Source organism: Polynucleobacter sp. MWH-UH24A (assembly GCF_018687475.1).
GTDB lineage: Bacteria > Pseudomonadota > Gammaproteobacteria > Burkholderiales > Burkholderiaceae > Polynucleobacter.
Map to the genome: position 1 here is coordinate 637,920 of NZ_CP061292.1, position 24,606 is coordinate 662,525.

Annotated in this window: 28 protein-coding genes; 16 read left to right on the plus strand and 12 right to left on the minus strand. The window is 47.9% G+C overall.

Going from position 1 to position 24,606, the window contains the following annotated elements:
- Positions 1–4 precede the first annotated feature (4 nt).
- The 4 genes from fdh3B to ICV32_RS03345 are packed head-to-tail and all read left to right on the plus strand — an operon-like array spanning position 5 to position 2,264.
- The gene (gene fdh3B / locus ICV32_RS03330) at positions 5–655 is read left to right on the plus strand and encodes a formate dehydrogenase FDH3 subunit beta (protein ID WP_215371901.1); all 651 of its coding nucleotides are present in this window, start codon (positions 5–7) and stop codon (positions 653–655) included.
- On the plus strand, positions 652–879 hold the full coding sequence (locus tag ICV32_RS03335; protein ID WP_215371903.1) for a hypothetical protein: 228 nt from the start codon (positions 652–654) through the stop codon (positions 877–879). The genes fdh3B and ICV32_RS03335 overlap by 4 nt, the downstream gene beginning before the upstream one ends.
- Before the next feature lie 48 nt (positions 880–927).
- A complete protein-coding gene (locus ICV32_RS03340) occupies positions 928–1,965 on the plus strand; it encodes a formate dehydrogenase subunit gamma (protein WP_251371918.1) in 1,038 nt (345 codons plus the stop codon).
- Positions 1,966–1,970: 5 nt separating this feature from the next.
- Positions 1,971–2,264: a hypothetical protein gene (locus ICV32_RS03345; RefSeq protein WP_215371907.1), complete on the plus strand. Its 294-nt coding sequence runs from the start codon at positions 1,971–1,973 to the stop codon at positions 2,262–2,264.
- Positions 2,265–2,311: 47 nt separating this feature from the next.
- Here ICV32_RS03345 and ICV32_RS03350 read toward each other — a convergent pair whose 3' ends face one another.
- From ICV32_RS03350 to ICV32_RS03360, 3 genes are read right to left on the minus strand one after another with little or no spacing between them, the layout of a single operon-like run.
- Entirely contained in the window at positions 2,312–2,938 is a 627-nt protein-coding gene (locus tag ICV32_RS03350) for a YbhB/YbcL family Raf kinase inhibitor-like protein (protein WP_215371909.1), read from the minus strand.
- A 27-nt stretch (positions 2,939–2,965) separates the two neighbouring features.
- Positions 2,966–3,655, minus strand: coding sequence for an ATP-binding cassette domain-containing protein (locus tag ICV32_RS03355; RefSeq protein WP_215371911.1), 690 nt, complete (start codon positions 3,653–3,655; stop codon positions 2,966–2,968).
- Complete coding sequence (locus ICV32_RS03360) at positions 3,648–4,343, minus strand: ABC transporter permease (RefSeq protein ID WP_215371913.1); 696 nt, start codon at positions 4,341–4,343, stop codon at positions 3,648–3,650. The genes ICV32_RS03355 and ICV32_RS03360 overlap by 8 nt, the downstream gene beginning before the upstream one ends.
- 75 nt (positions 4,344–4,418) lie before the next feature.
- Between ICV32_RS03360 and ICV32_RS03365 the strand changes: the two genes are divergently transcribed.
- From ICV32_RS03365 to cls, 4 genes are read left to right on the plus strand one after another with little or no spacing between them, the layout of a single operon-like run.
- Positions 4,419–4,967 carry a TIGR00730 family Rossman fold protein gene (locus ICV32_RS03365; protein ID WP_215371914.1) on the plus strand — a complete coding sequence of 183 codons (549 nt, stop codon included), beginning with the start codon at positions 4,419–4,421 and terminating at the stop codon, positions 4,965–4,967.
- A gap of 18 nt (positions 4,968–4,985) precedes the next feature.
- Positions 4,986–5,180, plus strand: coding sequence for a (2Fe-2S)-binding protein (locus ICV32_RS03370; RefSeq protein WP_215371916.1), 195 nt, complete (start codon positions 4,986–4,988; stop codon positions 5,178–5,180).
- On the plus strand, positions 5,146–5,925 hold the full coding sequence (locus tag ICV32_RS03375; protein ID WP_215371918.1) for an endonuclease/exonuclease/phosphatase family protein: 780 nt from the start codon (positions 5,146–5,148) through the stop codon (positions 5,923–5,925). Before ICV32_RS03370 ends, ICV32_RS03375 begins: the two co-directional genes overlap by 35 nt.
- Before the next feature lies 1 nt (position 5,926).
- Positions 5,927–7,396 (plus strand): cardiolipin synthase, encoded by a 1,470-nt coding sequence (gene cls, locus ICV32_RS03380; protein ID WP_215371920.1) that lies wholly within the window; start codon positions 5,927–5,929, stop codon positions 7,394–7,396.
- A gap of 38 nt (positions 7,397–7,434) precedes the next feature.
- Here the strand turns inward: cls and cynS are convergent, their stop codons facing one another.
- The 7 genes from cynS to ICV32_RS03415 all read right to left on the minus strand — a co-directional run bounded on the left by cynS (position 7,435) and on the right by ICV32_RS03415 (position 14,667).
- Positions 7,435–7,878, minus strand: coding sequence for a cyanase (gene cynS / locus ICV32_RS03385; RefSeq protein WP_215372525.1), 444 nt, complete (start codon positions 7,876–7,878; stop codon positions 7,435–7,437).
- A 17-nt stretch (positions 7,879–7,895) separates the two neighbouring features.
- Positions 7,896–8,804: an ABC transporter ATP-binding protein gene (locus tag ICV32_RS03390; protein ID WP_215371921.1), complete on the minus strand. Its 909-nt coding sequence runs from the start codon at positions 8,802–8,804 to the stop codon at positions 7,896–7,898.
- Positions 8,794–9,678 carry a nitrate ABC transporter permease gene (gene ntrB, locus ICV32_RS03395; RefSeq protein ID WP_215371923.1) on the minus strand — a complete coding sequence of 295 codons (885 nt, stop codon included), beginning with the start codon at positions 9,676–9,678 and terminating at the stop codon, positions 8,794–8,796. Before ntrB ends, ICV32_RS03390 begins: the two co-directional genes overlap by 11 nt.
- A 5-nt stretch (positions 9,679–9,683) precedes the next feature.
- Positions 9,684–11,063 (minus strand): CmpA/NrtA family ABC transporter substrate-binding protein, encoded by a 1,380-nt coding sequence (locus tag ICV32_RS03400; RefSeq protein WP_215371925.1) that lies wholly within the window; start codon positions 11,061–11,063, stop codon positions 9,684–9,686.
- Between the two features lie 156 nt (positions 11,064–11,219).
- Entirely contained in the window at positions 11,220–12,398 is a 1,179-nt protein-coding gene (locus ICV32_RS03405) for a CaiB/BaiF CoA-transferase family protein (RefSeq protein ID WP_215371927.1), read from the minus strand.
- A gap of 2 nt (positions 12,399–12,400) precedes the next feature.
- Positions 12,401–13,570: an acyl-CoA dehydrogenase family protein gene (locus tag ICV32_RS03410; RefSeq protein WP_215371929.1), complete on the minus strand. Its 1,170-nt coding sequence runs from the start codon at positions 13,568–13,570 to the stop codon at positions 12,401–12,403.
- Positions 13,571–13,572: 2 nt separating this feature from the next.
- Positions 13,573–14,667: a choloylglycine hydrolase family protein gene (locus ICV32_RS03415; RefSeq protein ID WP_215371931.1), complete on the minus strand. Its 1,095-nt coding sequence runs from the start codon at positions 14,665–14,667 to the stop codon at positions 13,573–13,575.
- A gap of 75 nt (positions 14,668–14,742) precedes the next feature.
- On the opposite strand from ICV32_RS03415, the gene ICV32_RS03420 reads away from it, so the two are divergent.
- The 4 genes from ICV32_RS03420 to ICV32_RS03435 are packed head-to-tail and all read left to right on the plus strand — an operon-like array spanning position 14,743 to position 18,614.
- On the plus strand, positions 14,743–15,936 hold the full coding sequence (locus ICV32_RS03420) for a CaiB/BaiF CoA-transferase family protein (RefSeq protein WP_215371932.1): 1,194 nt from the start codon (positions 14,743–14,745) through the stop codon (positions 15,934–15,936).
- Complete coding sequence (locus ICV32_RS03425) at positions 15,936–16,436, plus strand: YqaA family protein (RefSeq protein WP_215371934.1); 501 nt, start codon at positions 15,936–15,938, stop codon at positions 16,434–16,436. Before ICV32_RS03420 ends, ICV32_RS03425 begins: the two co-directional genes overlap by 1 nt.
- 40 nt (positions 16,437–16,476) lie before the next feature.
- Positions 16,477–17,250, plus strand: coding sequence for a 3-hydroxybutyrate dehydrogenase (locus tag ICV32_RS03430; protein ID WP_215371936.1), 774 nt, complete (start codon positions 16,477–16,479; stop codon positions 17,248–17,250).
- A 35-nt stretch (positions 17,251–17,285) separates the two neighbouring features.
- The gene (locus ICV32_RS03435) at positions 17,286–18,614 is read left to right on the plus strand and encodes an NAD(P)/FAD-dependent oxidoreductase (protein ID WP_215371938.1); all 1,329 of its coding nucleotides are present in this window, start codon (positions 17,286–17,288) and stop codon (positions 18,612–18,614) included.
- Here ICV32_RS03435 and ICV32_RS03440 read toward each other — a convergent pair.
- A complete protein-coding gene (locus ICV32_RS03440) occupies positions 18,611–19,237 on the minus strand; it encodes a cysteine dioxygenase (RefSeq protein ID WP_215371940.1) in 627 nt (208 codons plus the stop codon). The genes ICV32_RS03435 and ICV32_RS03440 overlap by 4 nt on opposite strands.
- Before the next feature lie 102 nt (positions 19,238–19,339).
- Here ICV32_RS03440 and ICV32_RS03445 point away from each other — a divergent pair, with 102 nt between their 5' ends.
- The 4 genes from ICV32_RS03445 to ICV32_RS03460 are packed head-to-tail and all read left to right on the plus strand — an operon-like array spanning position 19,340 to position 23,656.
- Positions 19,340–20,695: a cytochrome ubiquinol oxidase subunit I gene (locus ICV32_RS03445; RefSeq protein WP_215371942.1), complete on the plus strand. Its 1,356-nt coding sequence runs from the start codon at positions 19,340–19,342 to the stop codon at positions 20,693–20,695.
- Positions 20,696–21,712, plus strand: a complete 1,017-nt coding sequence (locus ICV32_RS03450; RefSeq protein ID WP_215371944.1) for a cytochrome d ubiquinol oxidase subunit II — start codon at positions 20,696–20,698, stop codon at positions 21,710–21,712.
- 40 nt (positions 21,713–21,752) lie between these two features.
- A complete protein-coding gene (locus ICV32_RS03455) occupies positions 21,753–22,916 on the plus strand; it encodes a CaiB/BaiF CoA-transferase family protein (protein WP_215371945.1) in 1,164 nt (387 codons plus the stop codon).
- Between the two features lie 2 nt (positions 22,917–22,918).
- Positions 22,919–23,656: an enoyl-CoA hydratase/isomerase family protein gene (locus ICV32_RS03460; protein ID WP_215371947.1), complete on the plus strand. Its 738-nt coding sequence runs from the start codon at positions 22,919–22,921 to the stop codon at positions 23,654–23,656.
- Between the two features lie 12 nt (positions 23,657–23,668).
- Here ICV32_RS03460 and ICV32_RS03465 read toward each other — a convergent pair whose 3' ends face one another.
- On the minus strand, positions 23,669–24,586 hold the full coding sequence (locus ICV32_RS03465; protein WP_215371949.1) for a hydroxymethylglutaryl-CoA lyase: 918 nt from the start codon (positions 24,584–24,586) through the stop codon (positions 23,669–23,671).
- Positions 24,587–24,606: the final 20 nt, after the last annotated feature.

Sequence of the window (24,606 nt, forward strand, 5' to 3'; positions counted from 1 at the left end):
AACTATGGCAAGAATGAAATTTATCTGCGACGCAGAACGGTGTATTGAATGCAACGGTTGCGTAACAGCATGTAAGAACGAGAACGAGGTACCTTGGGGCGTTAATCGCCGACGGGTTGTGACCATTAATGACGGTATCGTTGGTGCTGAGAAATCGATCTCAGTAGCCTGTATGCACTGTGCTGATGCGCCGTGTATGGCAGTCTGCCCAGTGGATTGCTTCTATCGCACCGATGAGGGCGTGGTTCTCCATAACAAGGACACCTGCATTGGCTGCGGCTATTGCTCGTATGCCTGCCCATTTGGAGCACCTCAGTTCCCAAGCTCTGGCACATTTGGCTTACGCGGCAAGATGGACAAGTGCACCTTCTGCAGTGGCGGTCCCGAGAAAAACGGTAGCGTTGCTGAATTTGAGAAATATGGCCGTAATCGCCTCGCCGAAGGTAAGTTGCCATTGTGCGCAGAGCTTTGCTCAACCAAAGCACTGATTGGTGGTGATGGTGACGTGATTGCCGATGTATTCCGTACCCGTGTGGTCAAGCGCATGGCTGCTGGTAAGAATGCAGGCGCTGATGTATTCGGTTGGGCAACCGCTTACGGTAAACCAAATGCCCCCGCACCTGCTGCTAAACCAGCTGCTGGAGGTAAATCATGAAATTAGCCCTGACTGGCACCCTTGTTGCAGCCTCCCTTTTGGTGGCAGGTTGCAACGAGGCAGCCGTTGGTACCTCAGCATCCAAGCGACCCGATATTGCACCTTACATGGGAGCCGATAACGGGTTTATGGCCAAAGGTTGGAAGCCAGGTGATCAAGCGAGCTGGAATGCCGAGATTACGAAGCGTAATCAGCTTCAATCCGAGTACAGCCGAATCAAATAAAAATTAAAACAATTTGGGGATAAACCAATGAATGTATCGTTTGGCTCTATGCTTCGAACCATCCTTGTGGTTTCAAGCCTTGCCGTCAGCTCTTTCAGTTTTGCTCAGCAGGGAACCGCTCAGTCACCAACCCCGCAAAAAGTGGAATCAGTCAACATCATGGATGTTGGTAGAGCCCCAAATGCGACCTCGCAAGCTGCCATTGAGGCTGGAAATAATCAACCGGGTAACAATGCGCCAATTTGGAGAGCGGTCAATAGTGAAACAGTGAACTATGTCTCTATACCGAATAAAGAGGCTGGTGTATTAATTCAGAAAACAGGTCAAGAATGGCGCTTAATTCGCAATGGCGTAATTACGGTTTATGGAGCTTGGCTATTGACCTTTGCGCTCTGTGGTGTGGTCGCGATGTACGTCCTCAAAGGGACCATCAAGCTCCATGAGCCAATGTCAGGTCGAAAAATTCAGCGCTTCACTTTGTTAGAGCGCATTACCCATTGGACGATGGCCTTTACCTTCGTTGCTCTGGCATTTACAGGCATCATGATTCTTTGGGGCAAATATTTCTTATTGCCATTAACGGGACCAGCATTTTTTGGAGCCTTTTTACTTGTTTGTAAGAATGTGCATAACTTTGTTGGACCCGCATTTACTGTCAGTATTGTGGTGTTCTTCCTTCTATTTGTTCGCCGAAATCTCCCTGAGAAGGGTGATCTTGACTGGGCCTTGGGTTTTGGTGGCCTAATTTCAGGAAAACATATTCCTGCAGGATTTTTCAATTTCGGTGAGAAATTCTGGTTTTGGGTTGGAATGGTGATTTTGGGTTCAGCGGTATCCGCTTCCGGATGGGTACTTGATATGATCGTGCCATTTATTCAAATCGAATACTGGCGCGGTACGATGCAGATTGCAAACATCATTCATGGTGTCGGAGCGATTTTGATGACCGCACTCGCACTCGGACACATCTACATTGGTACGATTGGTATGCAAGGTTCGATCGATGCCATGAAAACAGGGTATTGCGATGAGACCTGGGCCAAAGAGCATCATGAACTTTGGTATAAAAAATTAGGAAAGGGATAAGCACAATGAAACGTTGGTTAGTCAGTATCGCTTGTTTATTTGGTTCATCGGTTGCCTTAGCTGCGTTGCCACCCCCAACTCCACAGCAAGCCGAAGCAGCGGCACTTGCTAAAGCAAAAACGGCCTATGCTGGAACCGTTGCTAACTTTCAGCTTTGCCAATCGATTAATGCGGTTGCGGTGAAATACAAAACGGCTGGCACGCCTGATCCAGCGCCTTGCGCAGCGCCACCCCCATTTGTACCGCCTCCAACAGCCGCAGTTGCGCCAGCGCCTGCAGCGGCACCTGCTAAAAAATAGCCGGGTTACTTTTCAAAGCAATCCCCAAGTTCTCACTTGGGGATTTTTTATTTAACAGCGGGATTAAGGGTGTAACGACCCGTGATCTGAGCGCTAGCCAAAATATGACGTTGTAGAGCCGCAAGAGCGGTTTTGCCATCAAAGGTGGTACCGAGGCCCAACGATGCTGTATTTAGGGCGTAGACCGTGAAAATATAGTGATGCCAGATACTGTCATTCCATGGGGGGCATGGGCCGTCATAGCCAAAGTAATTCCCCTTCATTTCAGCGTCACCTGAGAACCATGCGGTGTAATCATTAATACCGTGCTGGGCTCCATGGTGCGTTCCAGGACCGGGTTTGCCACGGGGGACTACTTCAGTTGAATAGTGACCCGCTGCGATCTCAGTAATCGTTTTAGGGATATCGACCATGACCCAGTGAAAGAAATCAATACGAGGCAGAGAGGCGGGAACCGATTTACCCTCTTGATTGACATCATCGGGTTTTGAAGGAACATCGGGATCATGACAAATCAAAGCGAATGATTGTGTACCAGCGGGAACATCGTCCCAGCGCAAATGGGGGTTGTGATTTGATCCAAGACACACATGCCCACGATCATTGGGGATACAAAACGCATACTGACCAGGAATTACCGCACCATCTTGAAAACTTGAGCTGACAAGTCGCATAAGGTCTCCTAATATTGAATGATTCAGTTATTGTGCAATAAATTCTCGAGCAAGAAACTGGGATCCCTCTTTGGTCTGAGGGTTTTTAAAGAAGACCCCGGGCGAGCTTATTTCAAGGATTTTGCCGTCTTGCATAAAGATTAGATGGGTTGCTAAACGCTTGACCTGAGCCATATTGTGGGAGGCAAATAAAACGGCTTTCCCATCCTTGGCTAATTGAGCAATCATCTGCTCAACATCATCGCTTGCGTTGGGGTCTAGATTGGCGGTTGGCTCATCAAGCAGGACCAATTTTGGGTTTTGTAAGCGAGCACGAGCAAAGCATAACTTTTGACGCTCTCCAGCAGAGAGGCGTTGCGCGGGATTATTGGCTAAATGCGCAATTCCAACCGATTGCAAGGCTTCATCAATTGCCTCATCGCGAATGGTTCGATCGGTATCTCTTAAGAGGGTGAGGTGCTCACGAACGGTTGCCTTGAGCATCGGCGTGTAATGAAAGACCAGGGCGCTCTCATTGGGCGCAAACGGTCGCTCGCATTGACCAATCGAGGGTTCAATTAAGCCATGGATTAAGCGCAACAAGGTCGTTTTACCAGCCCCATTTGGACCAATCAGGGCAGTAATGCCTGTTAATGGAATATGGAGATCATCGGATTGCAAAATGGTGCGCCCATCTCGGATGACCCCAACATTACGCAGGCTTAGTAATTTATCCATACCGCCGCTCCGCAATCTGTCGAACCACAAATATGAATATATTTGCCAATATCACAATACCAAGCAGGACGATACCAAGCGATAAAGCAAATGCAAGATCACCCTTGCTGGTCTCAAGAGCAATCGCAGTGGTCATCGTGCGCGTTACTCGATCAATATTGCCGCCAACAATCATTACCGCCCCGACCTCCGAGATCGCGCGGGCAAAGCCAGCCAGAATGGCGATTGTTAATGAGAAGCGACAATCCCAAATCAACCATTTCAGACGGGAAAAATAAGGTAGGCGCAAGGCCATAAAGGTATCCCGATGAATCTTCCACGAGTCTTCTAGTAATTGGCGGCTAAGGGCTGCAATTAAAGGGGTGGTGATAAAAAACTGTGCCACGATCATCCCTTTAACAGTGAACAACCAGCCCCATTCCCCAAAGGGACCACTTCTTGACAAGATCAAGTACACCAAAACACCCACAATGACCGTCGGTATCCCCATCATGCTATTGAGGATCACAATCGCTACGCGTTTACCTGCAAACTCTTCAGTAGCAAGCCAAGCTCCAAGGGGAAGCCCGACCAGGGTTCCCAGTATCAACGCTGTGATGCTGACCTGTAAGGAGGTGATGACAATACGCACGATGGCCGCATCGAGATGGGCCAAGAGTGCAAAGGCATCCAAAAACGTTGAGCTCATGAGTCACTATTGATAAGAAGATTCTATGGATTCTAACAATCAATCCCACTTGGGTCACAGTGGCACAATGATGCGATGTCAATCACCATTTGCGTCTTTTGTGGATCTCGAACTGGATCAAATCCAGGATGGTCAACTGCGAGTAAGCAATTGGGTTCTGAAATCGCTAAGCATGGCTGGAGACTTGTCTTTGGGGGCGGCGGTGGAGGGTTAATGGGCGAGCTCGCTCGAGGAGCAATCGCATCGCATGGAACGGTAATCGGGATTATTCCCAACTTCCTTACGGAGGCCGAACCCGTCATTCAAGATCTATCCGAGCTTTATGTGGTTGAAAGTATGATCGAGCGTAAAGAGATGATGGTTGATCTCTCGGATATCTTTATTGTTTTGCCTGGCGGGATTGGCACGATCGAGGAGCTCTTTGAGGTTTGGACCGGCAATCATGTGAAGGCCTACTCCAAGCCGATTTTGATCGTGAATCTTGATGGCTTCTTCGATGACCTACTTTCCTTTGCTAAGAAGCAATACGAGAATGGGTTTTTAATTGAGCGTCATTTTTCCCATATTACTGTTGTTACCACAATCCCCGAGGCAATTGCATTTCTGCAATTGAAGGCACGGTAATTCAGTATCATGCACACTATGGCTGACGTCATATGTCTATGTAATCAAATTTGGGATGAGGATTTGCGAGAGTATCTAGCAACTCATGAAATTAACTCCATTGAGGAGTTGCGCCAAGAGGCATCAATTTGCAATAAATGCATGCAATGCGAAGAGCTTGTTCAAACTGAAATTTATCATGCGCGCATTCGACGTCAGCAACAATCATCCTAGTGCGATTCTGCCTGCCTCAGGCTTGCGAGTTATCACGATTAATATGCACAAAGGGATGTCCCCACTAAAAATTGACTCGACTGTCTATCGTTTGCGCCAGCGTTTGAGGTCTCATCATCCCGACTTAATCTTTATTCAAGAGTTGCAGCAGGAAAACTTACGTCGGCAGAAACGGTTAGTTGCCTGGCCTAAGCATGAGATTACTCATTTTCTGGCCGATGGATTTTATGCGGACTGGCATTATGGAAAAAATGCCGAATATCGACATGGCCATCACGGTAATGCCATTCTCTCTAAATTTCCACTGCACAAAGGACATAATTACGATATCTCAGCCTATCGGTTTGAACGCCGTGGCCTTTTGCATTCCACCATTCAATTAGCAGAAGGCCCATTAATTCATTGTTTTTGTGTCCATCTTGCCTTGCTACAACGTGGGCGAGAGCGCCAAGTGGACGCTATCTTACAGCATATTGAGACCCTATCGAAGCATGAACCCAGCATTATTGCGGGCGACTTTAATGACTGGCGTAATTCAGCGAGTGAGCCGATGAGCGAAGCAGGCTTTGTGGACGCGTTTGAGAGTTTGTATGGCGTACCGGCTAAAACTTTTCCAAGTGCTAAGCCAATGTTAGCGATGGATCGAATCTACGTACGCGGTCTGAAGATTCATAAAGCGCAAGTATTGACCGAATGGTCCAAACTATCGGATCATTTGGCGATATACGCAGAATTAGGTCACTAACATGATGCACCTGTTCACCGGCACTATTTTTGGGTATCACGTTCCGTGGTTTGTGATCCTGCATGTGGTGATTGCAATCCTATTTTTCTTGCGGATTATCTGGGTTCGGCGCCCAGTAGGCGTGGCAGTTTCGTGGTTACTGATTATTGTTTCCTTTCCTATTGTTGGACTGATTCTCTATTTGACGATTGGTGAGCGGCCAGTTGGCCGAACGCTAACGAGCAAGATCATTCGAATGGAAAAGGAATATGCCAAGATTAGTAAGGCAATGCGACAACTGCATGAGCCTGATCGATCTCTTCTGCATGCCGATGCGCATGCAATTAGTTTGCTTGCGCAAGCTAAGAATGGCACACCAGTAGCCGCTGGGAACCGTATTGAACTCTTTACGAACTCGCTTGAAATCTTGCAGCACTTCATTGATGAGATCAATCGTGCCCAACAATCGATCCACATGGAGTTTTATATTTGGTCATTGGGCGGTGATGCCGATCGAGTCGGCGAGGCCCTGATTGCAGCATCCAAGCGCGGAGTGAAGTGCCGCGTTTTGCTTGATTCTTTGGGAAGTTCTAGCTGGTTTAAATCTGCCTGGCCCGATCGCTTTGCGAAAGCCAAGATTGAGGTGACTGAGGCCTTACCAATTCAGTTTGGTCGTTTTCAGTTTCGGCGTGCTGATCTACGTTTGCATCGCAAGATATTCATCATTGACGGCGAGATTGCATGGACCGGAAGTATGAACTTGGTTGATCCCCGAACCTTTAAACAGGATTCCGGGGTGGGGGAGTGGGTTGATGCCATGGTCCGAATCCAGGGACCAGTTGTTTCACAGTTTGAGCTCACCTTTTCGTACGATTGGAGCGTTGATAACCCACGAGTGATGCATTTTCATGATCGCGATGGTCTTCATAAGAAGCCAGCTGGTAACGCTTTGGCTCAGGAGTTCTCATCGGGACCAGTCTATCGAGACGACATCCTCTATCAAGTCTTGCTTTCTGCCATATTAGACGCTCGTCAAGAGCTTGTCATTACCACCCCGTACTTTGTCCCGGATGAAGGCTTGGTGCAGGCCTTAATGGCCGCGGCTCACCGAGGAGTGAAGGTCAAGTTAATCGTGCCACGCTTAAATGATTCAACCTTAGTTGCATGGAGTAGTCGCAGTTTCTATAGTGCTTTACTGGGCGCCGGAGTCGAAATTGCAGAATTCAAAGGCGGTTTACTACACACCAAGAGTCTTTTAATTGACGAACGCACTGCTATTTTTGGTTCAGTCAATTTTGATCAACGTAGCTTGCGCCTTAATTTTGAGATCAGCCTCATTGTGTACGACCAAACCTTCTGTACTCAACTCAAACAATTAACGACCAGCTATCTAAAACGCTCACAGATTATTAATCGGATCGGGTGGGAACGACGACCACGGTGGCGCAGACTGCTGGAGAACACTGCGCACCTGGCATCGCCCCTACTTTAATACCCTAGCGAATGAGGACTTGCTAGGGTTTACTTGGATTAGTACGTTTTGTAAGCCAGGTATTTCCCGGATAGGACAACCTGAACACGATCACCTTTTGGATCGGGTTCCCGTTGAATATCCATCGAGAAATCAATTGCACTCATAATGCCATCGCCAAATTCTTCATGAATTAATTCTTTGATGGTTGTGCCGTAGACGCTCACAATTTCATACCAGCGGTAAATAAGTGGGTCAGTTGGTACGGCCGTTGGTAACGACCCTTTGTATGGAACAATTTGTAACCACGCCATCTCTTCATCGGTTAGATCAAATAATTTTCCAGCGGCTTCTGCTTGAGCCTTAGTAAAAGTCATTTGACCTAAGCATCCTGCGGTAACCCACTCTTTGGATTCCCCAATCGATTTGGCAATATCGGCCCACTTTAATTTCTTCTTAACTTTGGCCTCAATAATTTTTTGAGTGACAACTTCACGATTCATCATTTTTTGAATGCTCCTTAGTTCATTTGAGTTGATTGATTTGAAACCATTTGTTCTTTTCCTGGCCTTACAAGTCGAGGCTTTAAGCGCTGGGTTATATCCCGAACATTATTTTGGTTATGAGTGGCATGCGAGCTTTGCTGCACCAATTTTGAGCGATGTACTAGGAAGTCAACGAGATGATTTCGCATCGGGTAGTACATGGGATCGTGGTGCATGGTGGCGCGCTCACGATTTTTGGGAAGCGTGTTCTCAACAATTTCGGCGATCCGCGCATTTGGACCATTGCTCATGAGCATAATTTTGTCGGATAACAAAATCGCTTCGTCCACATCATGCGTAATCATGAATACGGTTTGCTTGGTTGAAGCACAAATCTTGAGTAGCTCGTCTTGAATGACTCCACGGGTTAGGGCATCCAGCGCGCCAAACGGTTCATCCAATAACAGCATTTTTGGTTCAATGGCAAATGCACGGGCAATGCCAACGCGTTGTTTCATACCTCCTGATAATTCAGAAGGCCTTTTTTGCTTTGCGGCACCTAAGCCAACTAATTCAATGTATTTCTCGGAATGGGCCGTAATTTTTGCTTTGGGCCAGTCTGGGTATTTCGATTTCACTGCAAAATTAATGTTTTGCAATACAGTCATCCAAGGCATCAACGCATGACCTTGAAACACCACACCACGTTCTAGACTGGGCCCTTTAATTTCTCGACCCAACATATAGGTGTATCCTGAGCTTGCTTCTTCTAAGCCAGCTAAGACATTCAAAATAGTCGTCTTGCCACAGCCCGAGTGGCCAATGATGCAAACAAATTCACCTTGTTGGATGTCGAAATTGACATTCTCAAAAACAGGAGGAGATCCAGCGACATACGTTTTGGAGAGATTTTCAACCTTCAAGAAATCAATATTAGTCTGCATAAGTCACCATCTTTTGTAATTTGGCGAACAACATGTCGAGGAGCATGCCCACAAAACCAATCACCACAATGGCAAAAAGCACACTTGAAATTGCTAAGTTGTTCCATTCGTTCCAGAGGAAATAGCCAATCCCAGTCCCGCCAACGAGCATTTCAGCAGCAACAATCACTAGCCAGGCAATTCCCATAGAAATCCGCATTCCTGTGAGAATGGTTGGTGCTGCCGCCGGCAGAATCACTTTAAATGCTTTACGGATCGGATTGACTTCAAGAGTTTTGGCAACATTGAGCAATTCCTTGCGAACGCTGGCAACCCCGAAGGCTGTGTTAATTAACATCGGCCAGATTGAGCAGATGAAAATCACAAAAACACCAGATATCGATGAGTCCTTGATCGTATAGAGTGCGATTGGCATCCAGGCAAGGGGAGAGATTGGTTTTAATATCTGAATGAATGGATTAAGCGCCGCCGAAAGTAGTGGGGACATGCCAATTAGAAAGCCAACTGGCAACGCCACAACAAGCGCTAATAAAAAACCAAGACTAACGCGGGCTAATGAATACGCCAGCTGAATCCCAATCCCTTTATCGTTTGGACCTTTGTCATAAAAGGGATCAGAAAGTTGTTTGTAAAAAGTCTCCCCCATTTGCGTTAAGGTTGGAAATCCAGATTTCTGAGCAGGGGCTACATCCTTGCTGCCCTTACCCATTAGTAGGTCATATTCAGAATTCCCACTCGATGCGGTCGTGGTCGATGCCCGATCTGGTTGATTAATACCTGACTTAGGAGCCGTGGCTAGATGCCATACTGCCAACATCATTAAAAATAGAATGACGGACAGCAGGGCACCTTTTAGCTTGATGGAGTTCATCATTGATCCTATGTTTTTGAGATCGCAAACGACTTGCTGTAGGTAGCCGCAGTAGCAGGATCAAATTCACGACCCATAATCTTGAACTTTGGATTTCCAGTACTAGCCTTCGCTTGCGCAGTAATCGGCGCATTCGTTTCTTGCATGTACTTTCTCGCATCGGTGAGTAGGAATACCTTCTCCGAAATATCCTTGTAGTTCACATCACCTTTGACATATCCCCACCGCTGCATTTGGGTGAGCATCCATGTAGCCATCGAGTACCAAGGAATCGGATTGAAATCGATTCGATCTGGTACGTTTTGTACGTTACCTAGTCCATCAGCAAACTTACCAGTCAATACTTGCATAACGACTGTTTCGGGTTGATTGAGGTAGTTTTGCGGAGAGATCACTTTGGCAATCAATGGACGGTTTTCGGGGTTGCGAGCCATTGTGGATGCGTTGATGACGGCGCGATACAACGCTGCAAAGGTATTGGGGTTCTTCCGAATAAACTCCTCAGAGGTACCAAATGCACAGCAAGGATGACCGTCCCAAATATCTTTCGTCAGAATGGTAATAAATCCTACTTCGTCATATACGGCACGCTGATTAAATGGATCGGGCCCAAGGAAACCATCAATATTGCCCGCGCGTAAATTGGCAACCATCTCAGGTGGTGGCGTTACCCGAATCTGGATATCTTTATCGGGATCAAGTCCAGCCTGGGCTACGTAATAGCGAAGTAAGAAGTTGTGCATGGAATATTCAAAGGGCACAGCAAACTTCATGCCTTTCCACATCTTCGGGTCGCGCTTGTCTTTATGTTTATTAGCTAAAGTAATCGCTTGACCGTTAGTGTTTTGGATGGTTGCAACACGCATTTGACTTGGATCGGAGCCGAGTCCCATCGACATGGCGATTGGCATTGGCGAGAGAAAATGCGATGCATCATGTTCTTTGCTCAGCATTTTGTCGCGAATTAATGCCCAACCAGCAGTCTTATTTAATGTGACATTTAATCCTTGTTTTTTGTAAAAACCCAGAGGGTCGGCCATGATGAGTGGTGTGGCGCAGGTGATCGCAATAAATCCAATCTTGAGATCCCTTTTTTCTAAGGGTGCTTTTTCTTGAGCCATGGCCTGTAACGCACCTACTGGAAGAAATCCCGAAAGGGCACCCATTGCACCGCCAGTTCCTACGGCTCTTAAAAATGCACGCCGGCGAGCCTCTTGAGGAAAAAGAGCTTTGACAAGACTTGCTTCAATGAAATTAGCACTTTCTTGCTCTTCATTGATCTTTTGTAATTTAGCGGCCTCGTGCTCTGCAGCTGATGCGTGCATGCCGCAACTGCAGCGGCTACTAAATAGAGGACGATCAGGATCAAATGGCTTATGAATACTCATTGCTGGCTCCTTATAGAAATGTCTATAGGAGCTACTGCAAGAAGCATGCCAATCATTAATCCCTGAAGGATCAAGGATTTGTGAGGCAGCAGTAAATTGCTGCAATCACACAATGGTAATGAATACACCAAAAAGGTGCAAAAATGCACCAAAATGTTAAATACTGCCTTTTTCCTTGAACTGACTGATCTGTTCCTGTGAATACCCCAGCTCTTTTAGGATTGCCTCGGTGTGTTCACCAACTCCCGGAATTTTGTCCATCCGATACTCATAGGCAGTATTGATACCTGGAGGTAATAAGGCAGGGATGAGGCCATTCGGTGATTCCACCGAATGCCAACGTTCGCGCGCACGCAATTGTGGGTGATCCCAAAACTGATGCATATCATTTAAAGAGGCATTGGCAATCTGCGCCTCCTCGAGTTTGGCTAAAACCTGTTCGCTCGTCATTGCAGAGAAGATCTTCAAGATAATCGCATTGAGTTCCACGCGGTTCTCATTGCGTTTGAAGTTTTTATCAAAGCGCACATCGGTCGCGAGCTCGGGCTGTAAAAGTACTTTCTCGCAAAACAATGCCCACTCCCGCTCATTCTGAAGGCCCAACATAATCGTTTTGCCATCACCAGCCAAATAAGGACCATAAGGAAAGATGGTGGCATGCGAAGCACCGGTACGCGGTGGAGGGGTAGCACCATCCATACTGTAGTACATCGGATAGCCCATCCACTCCCCAAGTGCTTCGAGCATGGAAATATCAATGACCGATCCTTTACCCGTCTTTTGTCGCTGCAATAGGGCAGCCAAAATATTGGTGTATGTGTACATACCCGCGGCAATATCCGCAATGGAAATACCAACCTTACTGGGGGTCTCAGGGGTGCCAGTGATGGATAAGAGTCCCGCCTCACTCTGAATTAGAAGGTCATAGGCTTTTTTATCCCGATACGGCCCATTCTCACCATAGCCAGAGAGATTGCAATAAATTAATTTAGGATTGCTTGCCTGTAATGTTTGAGGAGTTAAACCCATCCGAGCCGCTGCACCGGGGGCGAGGTTTTGGACAAACACATCGGCCGTCTCAAGGAGTTTTCGTAGAATTTCTAGGGCAGATTCGTGTTTGAGATCGAGGGTTAAGCTTTCTTTGGAGCGATTTACCCAAGTGAAATGCGAAGACATCCCCTTGGCACGTTGATCGTAGTTACGTGCAAAGTCACCTGCACCGGGACGCTCAATCTTAATAACACGTGCGCCAAGATCGGCTAATTGACGCGTGGCAAAAGGTGCTGCGATGACGTGCTCGAGAGCAACGACTGTAATACCGTCCAAAGGTCGCATGACTAAAAAGAGCGCGGTAAGCCAAGCAAGTGCTCGGCCACATAGGAGTAGATCAGATTAGTCGAGATTGGGGCAACTTGATAGAGCCTGGTCTCTCTGAACTTGCGTTCGACATCGTATTCGCAGGCAAAGCCAAAACCTCCATGCGTTTGTAAGCAAACGTTGGCTGCTTCCCAGGATGCCTTCGCTGCTAAATACTTGGCCATATTGGATTCAGCCCCACAGGGTTCTTGGCGATCAAATAACTCACAGGCCTTAAAGCGCATTAAGTTCGCCGCCTCGGTCTCAATGTAGCTATCCGCAATCGGGAACTGAATCCCTTGGTTCATTCCAATCGGACGATCAAAGACCACGCGCTCAGTGGCATAGCGACGCGCGCGCTCAATAAACCAGTAAGCATCACCAATGCATTCCGCAGCAATTAGCGTTCGCTCGGCATTTAAGCCATCCAAAATGTACTTAAAGCCCTGACCCTCGGCGCCAATTAAATTCTCTGCCGGGATTTCTAATTGATCAAAGAAAACCTCATTGGTTTCGTGATTGACCATATTCGCGATGGGGCGCACTTCCATCCCTTTGCCAATCGCTTCATGGAGATTAACGATAAAAATCGACATTCCCTCAGACTTCTTTTTAACCTCCGCAAGGGGGGTGGTGCGCGCTAGCAAAATCATTAAATCGGAATGCTGAATACGTGAGATCCAAACCTTCTGGCCATTAATGATGTAGCGATCACCTTTTTTAGTCGCGGTGGTCTTCAACTTGGTCGTATCGGTTCCGGTAGTGGGCTCGGTGACCGCCATGCTTTGTAGTCGCCATTCACCGGAGGCAATTTTGGGGAGGTAGAGTTGCTTCTGTTGGTCTGAGCCGTGGCGCAGCAAAGTGCCCATGTTGTACATCTGTCCATGGCAAGACCCAGCATTGCCTCCTGAGAGATTAATTTCTTCCATGATGACGGAGGCTTCGGCAAGACCCAGTCCAGAGCCACCATATTGCTCCGGAATTAACGCCGCTAACCATCCTGCATCGGTCATCGCCTTCACAAACGCTTCGGGGTAACCACGTTCATGATCAATTTTTTGCCAATACGCAGAGTCATAACGCGAGCAGAGGTCACGCAGCGCTTCGCGCATCTCTTGGTATTGATCCGGTTTTGGAATGCTGAGTGGCATGATTAATTGAGGATTTTGTTGGTGATGTCGATGCTTTGATAGGGGAGCTGATCGACTGGCCAGGTGCCTGACTTATTACTATCAAAAATCTTTTTTAGGTCTAAAGTGACATAGCTGGTGCGATTTGCATAGTTCGAGATATGCCATTGCTGATTATTGAGATCTTTGATATTGACCCACTGGGTGTAATCGGAGATCACCTTATCACCATCTTTTGTGGCAGCTACACCAATTGGGATATCGACATTATTCAGAATATGTCCGGTGAGTTGCACACCCTCAGCCCGATTGTTCGGGGCAGTTGCAAGTTGGCGTAAATACGCCGCCCGAATAAATCGGGAGGGCGGAGTGTAATCGGCTGGCAAACCCATGAGGCCACCACCTTGACCAAGCTCTGTGACGTTTTGCCCATTCACCGTTACTGAGCTTCGAGCAAAGTTAGTAAGGTTTAGATAGTTTCTTGCATTGAGAAGATGCCAATCGTAGGTGGGTGAGTTGGTTAATACCTGCGCCACATTGTCATGAATGCGCATTTGACCCTTCACAAATTCCACCACAATGCTGGCACCAGTGCGATCGGTAAACACAAAATGCAACCAAGGTGGCGTAGGCCCTGCCTGAAGGCTTGAGTCATACCAAACCTTGTAACGGGGCAAGTCTTTGCGTAATTCGGCAACATTGGCAAACAGACCTAAAGCAAGCGTCCCAAAATCCAGAATCGAGACGTAATCCAAATCTTTTGCGGTAACGGTTTGGTATTCGGTGAAGCCTGGCAAGAAGTTGCCGCTCATGCCTAAGCCCGCGCTGTTTTGTCCTTCGAGAAGAGCCGGTGCACCTGGCAAGATTCCTGGGGAGATTCCTACTACGGCATATTTGGTGATGAACTGAATTGGAGGCAACTTGAGATTCTCAGGGGCCGTGGTGCGAAATTTAGTTCCCTGGGGAATACTATTGATAGTCCATTTCATATCAAAGGCCCATTCCATGGTTCGACCGGCAATCACCGTACCATCTTTGGCCTGAATATTGACTGCTGTGCAAGCCAATGAGCTGTGGAAAAAACTGAGCAGCGTAAGGCTAAGCAACCATTGTTTCATTGAGATTCTCCAACTCAGGATCTGTAATCTTGTAGTTTAATCTAGATACTTTCTTGATTGATGGGGCTGATTGCCATGCAACAAATCCTCTCCGGTATTCGTGTTCTAGAGCTTGGCCAATTGATTGCGGGCCCCTTTGCAGCCAAGACACTAGCAGACTTTGGGGCGGAGATTATTAAAGTCGAGTCACCCCAAGAGGGGGATCCCTTGCGTAAATGGCGTATGCTGCATGAGGGTACTTCTGTCTGGTGGCAGGCTCAGTCGCGGAACAAGCAATCCATTTGCATTGATTTACGCCAACCCGAGGGCCAGGATATTGTGCGACGTTTAGCCCAAGACGCTGATGTTCTGATCGAAAACTTTCGACCTGGAACGATGGAGAAATGGGGCATGGGTTGGGAAGCATTGCATGCCTTAAATCCAAAGTTAATCATGTTGCGCGTTTCTGGCTATGGCCAAGATGGACCGCGTCGGGATGAGCCTGGCTTTGCGGCGATTGCGGAGGCAACCGCTGGATTGCGTTACTTAACCGGGCATCCTGGACAGGTACCCGCACGTGCGGGCTTATCGCTTGGGGACACCATCGCTGGTTTACATGGTGCTCTTGGTGTTTTGCTCGCACTCTATGAGCGTGATGCCAGAGGTGGTCAAGGGCAAATGATCGATGTAGCACTCTACGAAGCAGTCTTTAATTTGACCGAGAGTCTTTTACCGGAGTACCACGTCTTCGGAGCAATCCGTCAACCCGCTGGCGGTGCTTTGCCTGGTATTGCACCATCAAACGCCTATCCATGTAGCGATGGCCAATACGTATTAATTGCTGCCAATGGGGATTCTTTGTTCAAACGTCTAATGGAGTTAATTGGCCGGGCAGACCTAGCAAATGATCCCGATCTCGCCAGAAATGATGGGCGAGCAAAACGTGCAGAAGAAATTGATCAAATTATTGGGGGGTGGAGTAAGCAAAGAACTCTTGAAGATATCCTAAGTGCTTTGCAAAGTATTGCTGTCCCAGCTGGTCGTATTTATACCGCTAAAGATATTGCTGAGGATCCGCATTACCGCGCACGTGGTGTGATTGAAACCATTGAGAGTGCAGAGGGTTTGAAGGTGGAGATGCCAGGCATTATTCCGAAGCTCTCCCAAAATCCTGGGGAAATTCGGCATCGTGCCCCAACACTTGGCGAGCATACTGAATCCATTCTCAAACAACATGGATTTACTGTCGAGCAGATTCGGACCTTGAAGGACGCTGGCGTCCTACAGTAATGGAAGCTTTTATTCATTCGGTAATGGATTGGTTTGGTATGCCCACCGTGGGCTTGCCAGCAATCTTTATTGTGGCAGCGGTATCCGCTACGCTAATCCCGATGGGTTCAGAGCCCGTTTTGTTTGCTTATGTCAGCTTAAATCCGGATGATTATTGGTTGGCGATTGGAGTTGCCACCCTAGGCAATACCTTGGGCGGGATGATTAATTGGGGTTTGGGATTACTTGCCCGGAATACCTATGAGTCATTGCGGGGCGAAACCCATTCACGCGCACAAGCTTGGCTTGAAAAACGCGGGCCACCGATGTTGTTGCTCTCGTGGCTGCCAATCATTGGTGACCCTTTGTGTTTGGTTGCAGGTTGGCTTCGACTGAAATGGCTGCCTTGCCTGATTTATACGGCGATTGGTAAGCTACTGCGGTACATCACTCTGACGTGGTTACTGACTTCGATACCAAAGTCCTTTTGGCAAGAATTGGGACGCTTAGTGGGTCTATGAGAAGATAATTGTTTTATTGCTTTATACGAGGGTTCTCAGGATGGTTCTAAAAGGTAAAACCGCTTTAGTCACGGGCTCAACGAGTGGTATTGGTCTAGCGATGGCCAAAGCCATGGCCGCTCATGGTGCTAATGTGATGATGAATGGGTTTGGCGAGAAGGATGCAGCGATCGCCGAGGTTAAGGCTTATGGAGTAGAGGTCGATTATCACGGCGCTGATATGAGTAAGCCCGATGAGATCGCACAGATGATTGCTGCTACCGAAAAACGTTTTGGAGCAATTGATGTGCTCATTAATAATGCTGGGATTCAGCATGTTGCGAGCGTAGAAGATTTCCCTGTAGAGCGCTGGGATGCAGTGATTGCAATTAACCTGAGTTCGGCATTTCATGCAACCCGCTTGGCGCTTCCTGGAATGAAAAAACGCAATTGGGGCCGCATTATTAATATTGCTTCCGTTCATGGACTCGTGGCCTCGATACAAAAAGCAGCGTATGTCGCAGCGAAGCACGGCATCATCGGCTTAACGAAGGTGGTTGCACTAGAGACCGCCCGTACCGGAGTGACTTGTAATGCAATTTGCCCAGGCTGGGTGTTAACTCCCTTGGTACAAAAGCAAGTCGATGCACGTGCACAGCGCGAGACGATTTCTAATGATGCAGCCAAATTAGCGCTGGTCTCCGAGAAGCAACCCTCGGGCGAGTTTGTAAAGCCGGAGCAACTGGCTGCACTGGCAGTATTTCTGTGCGGATCGGATGCATCGGAAGTCCGTGGTGCGGCTTGGAATATGGACGGCGGTTGGACAGCACAATAAATCACGAGCCAAATCAGAATAAGAAGAATTTCGTAATGCATCGAATCGTCATCGTGGGTGGTGGAGCAGGTGGGCTGGAACTGGCTACTCGTTTGGGGGACCGTTATGGCTCTCGCAAAGGAAAGCCGGGAAAGCTATCCGTTACGCTGATTGATAAAAATCGCACCCATATATGGAAACCCAAGCTGCACGAGATTGCAGCGGGCAGTATGGATCTCGGTGACCATGAAGTGGACTACATTGCTCAAGCGCACTGGCATCACTTTACCTATCGCATTGGCGAAATGATTGGTTTGGATCGTGAACGTAAAGAGGTCATTGTTGCACCGTATCGGGATCACCTTGGTACTGAAATTACTCCGCAACGCTCAATTCCTTACGACATTCTTGTCATGAGTATTGGCAGCCTCAGCAATGATTTTGCGACCCCTGGCGTTGAAGAATATGCCTTGCGCCTAGAGTCTCAAGATGATGCCAAAAACTTTCATCATCAAATGCTCAATGCAATTATTCGGGCGCAGGCACAAAGTAATCCTCTCTCACCCGATCAACTGCATGTGGCCATTATTGGCGCAGGGGCAACTGGTGTTGAGCTCGCTGCCGAACTGCATCGCACTACCCGCGAAGTTGTCTCGTATGGGCTTGATCGCGTAGACCCCAATAAAGATTTGAAGGTCAGTGTGATTGAAGCCGCCCCCCGAATCTTGCCAGCACTTCCAGCACGTCTATCCACTGCAACGGAAGCCTTACTGCAAAAAATGGGTGTTGAGGTGATTACGAATAAGAAAGTGGCGCGGGTGTTTCCGAAAGAGGTGCAATTTAGTGATAACACGAGCTTGCCTGCAGAGTTAATTGTTTGGGCAGCCGGGGTCAAGGCACCTGATTTCTTGAAAGATATTGGCGGTTTAGAAACAAACCGGATTAATCAACTCGTGGTGCTGCCTACACTTCAAACCACGCGTGATCCCGATATCTTCGCCATGGGTGATTGTGCAGCTTGCCCTTGGCCAGAAGCGAACGAGGGGCAGGGTGGCTTTGTGCCACCCCGTGCACAGGCAGCCCATCAACAAGCCTCTCATTTATTCAAACAAATTCAGTTACGCCTAGAAAATAAGCCCCTAAAGCCCTATCACTACCGCGATTTTGGTTCGTTAGTCTCACTTGGAAAGTACAGCACCGTTGGCAATATGATGGGCGGCCTTATTGGTGGCAGCCTGATGATTGAAGGTGTTTTTGCCAAACTGATGTATTTATCCTTGTACAAAATGCATGAGCTGGCATTGCATGGTTGGGCAAAGGTGAGTCTTGATACCTTGGCGCGCATGATTACGCGTCGCACCGAGCCCCACGTGAAGTTGCACTAATTTAGTTCGGCGCGAATTTGAGCTGAGCGATCCCAAAGATTGGGAATTTGCGGTGAGGAGTAGCCTGAGACAAAGTTTTTGACGGATCCAGTTTGTGGGTCGTAGACATGGCGCTTCACGGCCCCAATGTTGCCGCCATAGACATGAATGCTAATCGAGGGCTGATCGTCAAAGGCATTCTTCACAATATGAATATCCCCGATGGTTGGGCTAACCTCATCCACGTCACCAGGTAATAAGGTTTCTTCGTGACCAATGGGCTCTAGTTGACCGGCAGCATTGCAGGCATAACGCTGCCCTTTTTCTGAACCTCGCAGCATACCAATGAGGCCCCAAACCATATGATCATGAATTGGAGTGGCCTGGCCAGGCCCCCAAACAAAACTGACAACCGAGAAGCGCTCGAGTGGATCAGCATGTAATAAATACTGCTGGTAATACTGGGGGTGGGGAACCGTACAAAAATCGGGCAACCAACCATCGGTCTTGATTAACTCGTGTAATAAAGCCTTGGCTTTGGGCCGCACAATCTCCTCAGCTTGGCTCTGACTGACCAATTGGGTCATTTGAGCCACAAAGTGCCGTAGCGGGGCGATTTGATCGGTTGCAGCAAGGTTTGTCATATGACCATTATATGAACACTTTGATCATTTCTCTAGCAAGCAAATATTAGCGAAGACCCTTAAAATTAGATAATTCCATTCATTAAATGCTAGGGGATTGTCATGTTTGACCCCATTATGTTGAGCCGGATCCAGTTTGCCGCCAACATCACCTTTCATATCTTATTTCCCACCATCACGATTGCTTTAGGCTGGGTTCTGTTTTATTTCAAGATGAAGTTCAATCGCACTGGTGAAGTCTATTGGCAAGAGGCGTATCAATTTTGGGTCAAGGTATTTGCACTTACCTTCGCTTTAGGGGTTGTCAGTGGCATCACGATGAGTTTTCAGTTTGGCACAAACTGGCCAGGCTATATGGAGACGGTCGGTAATATTGCCGGGCCACTGCTTGCGTACGAAGTACTTACCGCTTTCTTTCTTGAGGCCACTTTTCTTGGCATCATGTTATTTGGTGCAAAGCGTGTTTCGCCGCGCGTTCATACCCTAGCGACCTTCTTGGTGGCCTTTGGCACGACCTTATCGGCATTCTGGATTATCGTGCTCAATTCTTGGATGCAAACCCCACAAGGCTTTGAGATGATCGACGGTCAGGCCCATGCGGTAAGTTGGATGGAAATCGTGTTTAACCCATCGATGCCATATCGTTTTGCACACATGATGACCGCTTCATTCCTAACGGTATTTTTCTTATTAGCCGGTTTATCGGCCTATCGTTATTTGCAAGGCAGTCGTACTCAAGCCAATAAGGCCATTCTTAAGTTTGGCATCGTAGCAGCTGCAATTGTGACCCCCATCCAGATTTTCTTGGGGGATATGCACGGACTCAATACTCTTAAGCATCAACCGGCTAAGTTAGCAGCAATGGAAGGAATCTGGGAGACCGGTAATGGCGTTCCTGCTGTTTTATTTGCCATCCCCGATGAAAAAACCCAATCCAATAAGTTTGAAATTGCGATTCCGAAGCTCGCTTCGTTTTATTTAACCCACGATTGGAACGGTGAGGTTAAGGGCCTAAAAGATTTTGATAAGACACCACCAGTCAAACCAGTCTTCTTTGCCTTTCGCATCATGGTTGGAATTGGAATGCTGATGTTGGCTTTATCTTGGTATGGGTGGTGGCGGATGCGGCATGGTCAAGATTTGCCAAATTGGTTAGCTCGCGCTTTTGTCTGGATGACTTTCTCAGGTTGGATAGCGGTCGTTGCTGGTTGGTATGTGACTGAAATTGGACGTCAGCCGTATTTAGTACACGGTGTGCTCACTACAGCGCAAGCGGCCACTAAGTTACCAGGCGGTATGGTCTTTAGTAGTTTGATGATGTATCTCTTCCTTTACGTCACCTTAATCATTGCTTACATTTGGGCAATCTTCTACATGGCAAGGCAAGCAGATAAAAAGAGCGCAGAGGCAGGAGTGACAGTTCCCATGCAACCCCCATCAACCTCCTTGCAAACCTAAATGATCCCATCAGACTGGTCGCAAGCCTCCGTATGGCTTCCCCTGTTTTTCTTGGGGGCGATGGGCTTTGCCATGTTGTCGTATGTGGTGTTGGATGGCTACGATCTCGGGGTTGGTATTTTGCTTAAACGTGCTGGAGATGCCGACAAAGATGTGATGATCTCTTCGATCGGACCTTTTTGGGATGCGAATGAGACCTGGCTGGTGCTTGGTGTTGGTATTTTGCTAGTTGCCTTTCCCTTTGCACACGGCATTGTCCTCACTGAGCTTTATTTACCTGTGGCAATCATGTTGGCTGGATTAATTCTGCGCGGAGTGTCATTTGATTTTCGGGCTAAGGTCAACTTAGCGCAAAAGCCGCTTTGGAACTTCTTATTCTATTTTGGTAGCTTAGTAACCGCGGTCTCGCAAGGTGTAATGATTGGGCGTCACATTATTGGGTATGAATCCGGGGTATTGGGTTGGGTCTTTGCTGCCCTCGTCGGAATTTGCTTGCCTGCAGGGTATGCCTTGCTGGGCGCAACGTGGCTCATCATGAAAACCGAAGGGTCCTTGCAATTACGCGCGATTTCGTGGGCACGGGCGAGTTTATGGTTAACTGGATTAGGTATTGCCTTGATCTCAGCTGCAACACCGTACTTCAGTCCAGAAATTATGAGCCGTTGGTTTAGTTATCCGAATATTCTTTGGTTGGCACCGATTCCGATTGCGACCGCGTTCTTATTTCTAATCACGGATCGCGCACTGCATCAACTCAAAGCTAACCCAAGTCAGAGGGAGTGGTTGCCGTTCACAGCGACGGTTGCGATCTTTTGGTTGTCGTTTTTTGGTATTGCTTACAGTTTATTTCCCTATTTGATTGTCGATCGCATGACCGTGTGGCAAGCGGCGGCATCCACTCAATCCCTTTGGGTTATCTTCTGGGGAGCTATCGTGGTGTTACCAACCATCTTGGCATATACCTTGTTCTCATACCGCATCTTTAAGGGCAAGACGCAACCACTGAGCTATTACTAAAGAGGTCGTTAGAATAGGGTATTCCTTTTAAAGGGTGCCCATGAACACCGCTGATCTCTCTGCTTTAAAACCGCTTGCTGGAATTCGCGTTCTCGAAATTTGTAACGTTGCTGCTGGACCATTTTGTGCTTTGTTACTCGCCGATCTTGGTGCCGATGTCATCAAATTAGAAAACCCCGGTGCAGGAGATACGCTCCGCGCGTGGCCTCCCCATACCGGCCCTGAGAATGATCGCTTAAGCGAGAACTTTGCTTCCTTAAATCGCAATAAACGCTCTGTTACCCTAGACTTAAAAAATCCCGACGATAACGCAAAAGCTAAATCTTTAATCACAAATGCAGATGTATTAATTGAGAACAATCGCCCCGGCGTCATGAAACGCCTCGGCCTAGATTTTGATTCAGCCCTTGCCATCAATCCAAAACTGATTTACTGCTCGATCTCGGCCTATGGTCAAACTGGACCACGTGCCAACGAAGGTGGCTTTGATGTCACGATTCAGGCAATGAGCGGCATCATGAGTGTGACCGGAGAGCCCGATGGAGCACCTGTGAAGTGCGGCGTACCGGTTGCCGATTTCACGGCTGGTTTGTATGGTGCCATGAGTATCTGTGCGCAATTGCGGGCCGTGGCGCAAACGGGTAAGGGTGTTCATATTGATGTACCGATGATGGGTACATCATTAGCAATTGCTGCCTTGCAAACCTCGGAGTATTTTGGGGTTGGCAAAGATCCAGTTAAATTAGGTTCAGCCCATCCTCGTAACGCCCCGTATCAGGCATTTAAGGCCAAAGACGACTATCTGGTAATGGCAGCCGGTACACAAGCGCTATGGGAAACCGTTTGTCAGATTTTGAAGAGCCCCGAGCTTTTAAAAGACGAACGTTTTACTAGCACAGCATTACGGGCAAAAAATCAAATCGCTTTAAAAGAGTTGATCGAAGTGATCTTACAAAAAGATACGGCTGCTAATTGGATTGCACAATTTAGCCAAGCAGGTGTGCCATGCTGTCCAATCAATCAATATTCCGCCGTATTAAACGATCCTCAAACCCTTGCGATGGGCTGGGTGCAGCCCATGGTGATGGCCAATGGCCAACAAACTAAAACCGTGATTAATCCCATTAAATTTAATGGTACAACGGCTCCCATCGAGCGCAGACCACCGCGCTTGGGTGAGCATAATTCAGAGATCGTGGAGTGAACATGAACACCATACGCGTAGAACATTCGGGGCACATTAAACGAGTCACCCTCAATCGTCCTGAGAAGCGCAATGCGATCAGTTACGAGTTAGCCTCTGAGCTACTCGCTGTCACTAAGGAGGCGGAGTCCGATGGCACTCGCTTGCTGATAATTCGAGGCGAGGGTCAGGGCTTCTGTGCTGGATTTGATTTCTCAAACTTTGATGATGCGAGCCCTGGCGATCTGCTTCTGCATTTTGTGCGGATTGAGCAAATGCTTCAAGCCATTGCCCATGCGCCATTTGACACGATGGCATTAGCCCATGGACAGACGATTGGGGCGGGGGCGGACTTGCTCTTGGCATGTCGTCACCGTGCTGGTTCGGAAGATATGCGCATGATGTTTCCTGGGGCCCGTTTTGGTCTGATCTTGGGTTCCCGTCGATTAGCCGAGTGTGTTGGTCCTGATCGAGCGCAACAGTTGATTGGAAATCCGCGCCGTATTGATGCGCATCAAGCGAAAGATTTTGGGATCCTGACCGCCGTCTTGGAGGCGACCGATTGGCATGCCTATGAGGCACAGGTTCTTGAGCACATTCTGGAGATTCCGGCGGATGCTCGAGCCATGGCACTGCAAGCGTGTAAGCGAGATACTCGCACGGTCGATCTTTATGATCTGGTGCAATCCGGATCGGTGCCTGACATTAAACACCGTGTTGCTGAGTATTTAGCTAAAGTGAAAGCTGCAGCGAAGAAGTAGCCAAGAAGTAATTTAGCTCTGACAAATCTTGTCGTAGAGTCGATCAACCTTGCCTGCAAGTAGAACTTGGCTTGGCAAGGGGCGATCAACCAGTGTGCGTAAGTCTGCTGCGCACTCGAGTAATAAATCCAGGTTCATGTGTGTCTCAAACCCCATTAGATCTAGCATGTGTACCAGTTCTTCGGTGCAGATATTCCCTGTAGCTCCTGGGGCATAAGGGCAGCCACCCAAACCGCCCAAGGACGAATCAAAGCGCACAATCCCGGCCTGAACAGCAGCTAAAGCATTGGCTAGGCCCATGCCACGCGTATTATGAAAATGCAACGTCCACTGTGTATCGGGATGCTTGGATTGCGCTTGCTCGCAAATTTCAGCGACTTGCCGAGGATTGGCCATACCGGTGGTGTCGCAAATGCTAATACCCCGCACGCCTTGATCAACAAAGTGATCAATCCAATGCATTAGTTCATGCGTTGGGGTCATACCACTCATTGGACAACCAAAGCTAGTCGAGAGAGAGATATTGACGGCTACTTTGGTTTGATGTGCCAAGGAAATGACTTCACCAAGAGCTTTAGCTGAATCGGCACGGGACATTCGTAGATTGGACTGATTATGGGTCTCGCTGACCGACATCACGAGATTGAATTCATCAACGCCAACTGCAAGGGCGCGCTCAGCACCACGTAGGTTTGGAATTAAGACCGTGTACTCGACCCCTGGAACACGATCAATGCCACGCATTACTGCTTCTGCATCAGCGAGCATTGGAATGGCTTTGGGGCTTGTAAAAGAAGTCACCTCAATCTTGGCATAGCCAGCATGACTTAAGCGATTAATTAAGCGGATTTTGTCTTCTGTGGGAATAAAGCGCGGCTCTGCCTGAAAGCCATCACGAGTAACCACTTCTTGGATAAAAACTCTCTTCATTAATAAATCTTATACCGATT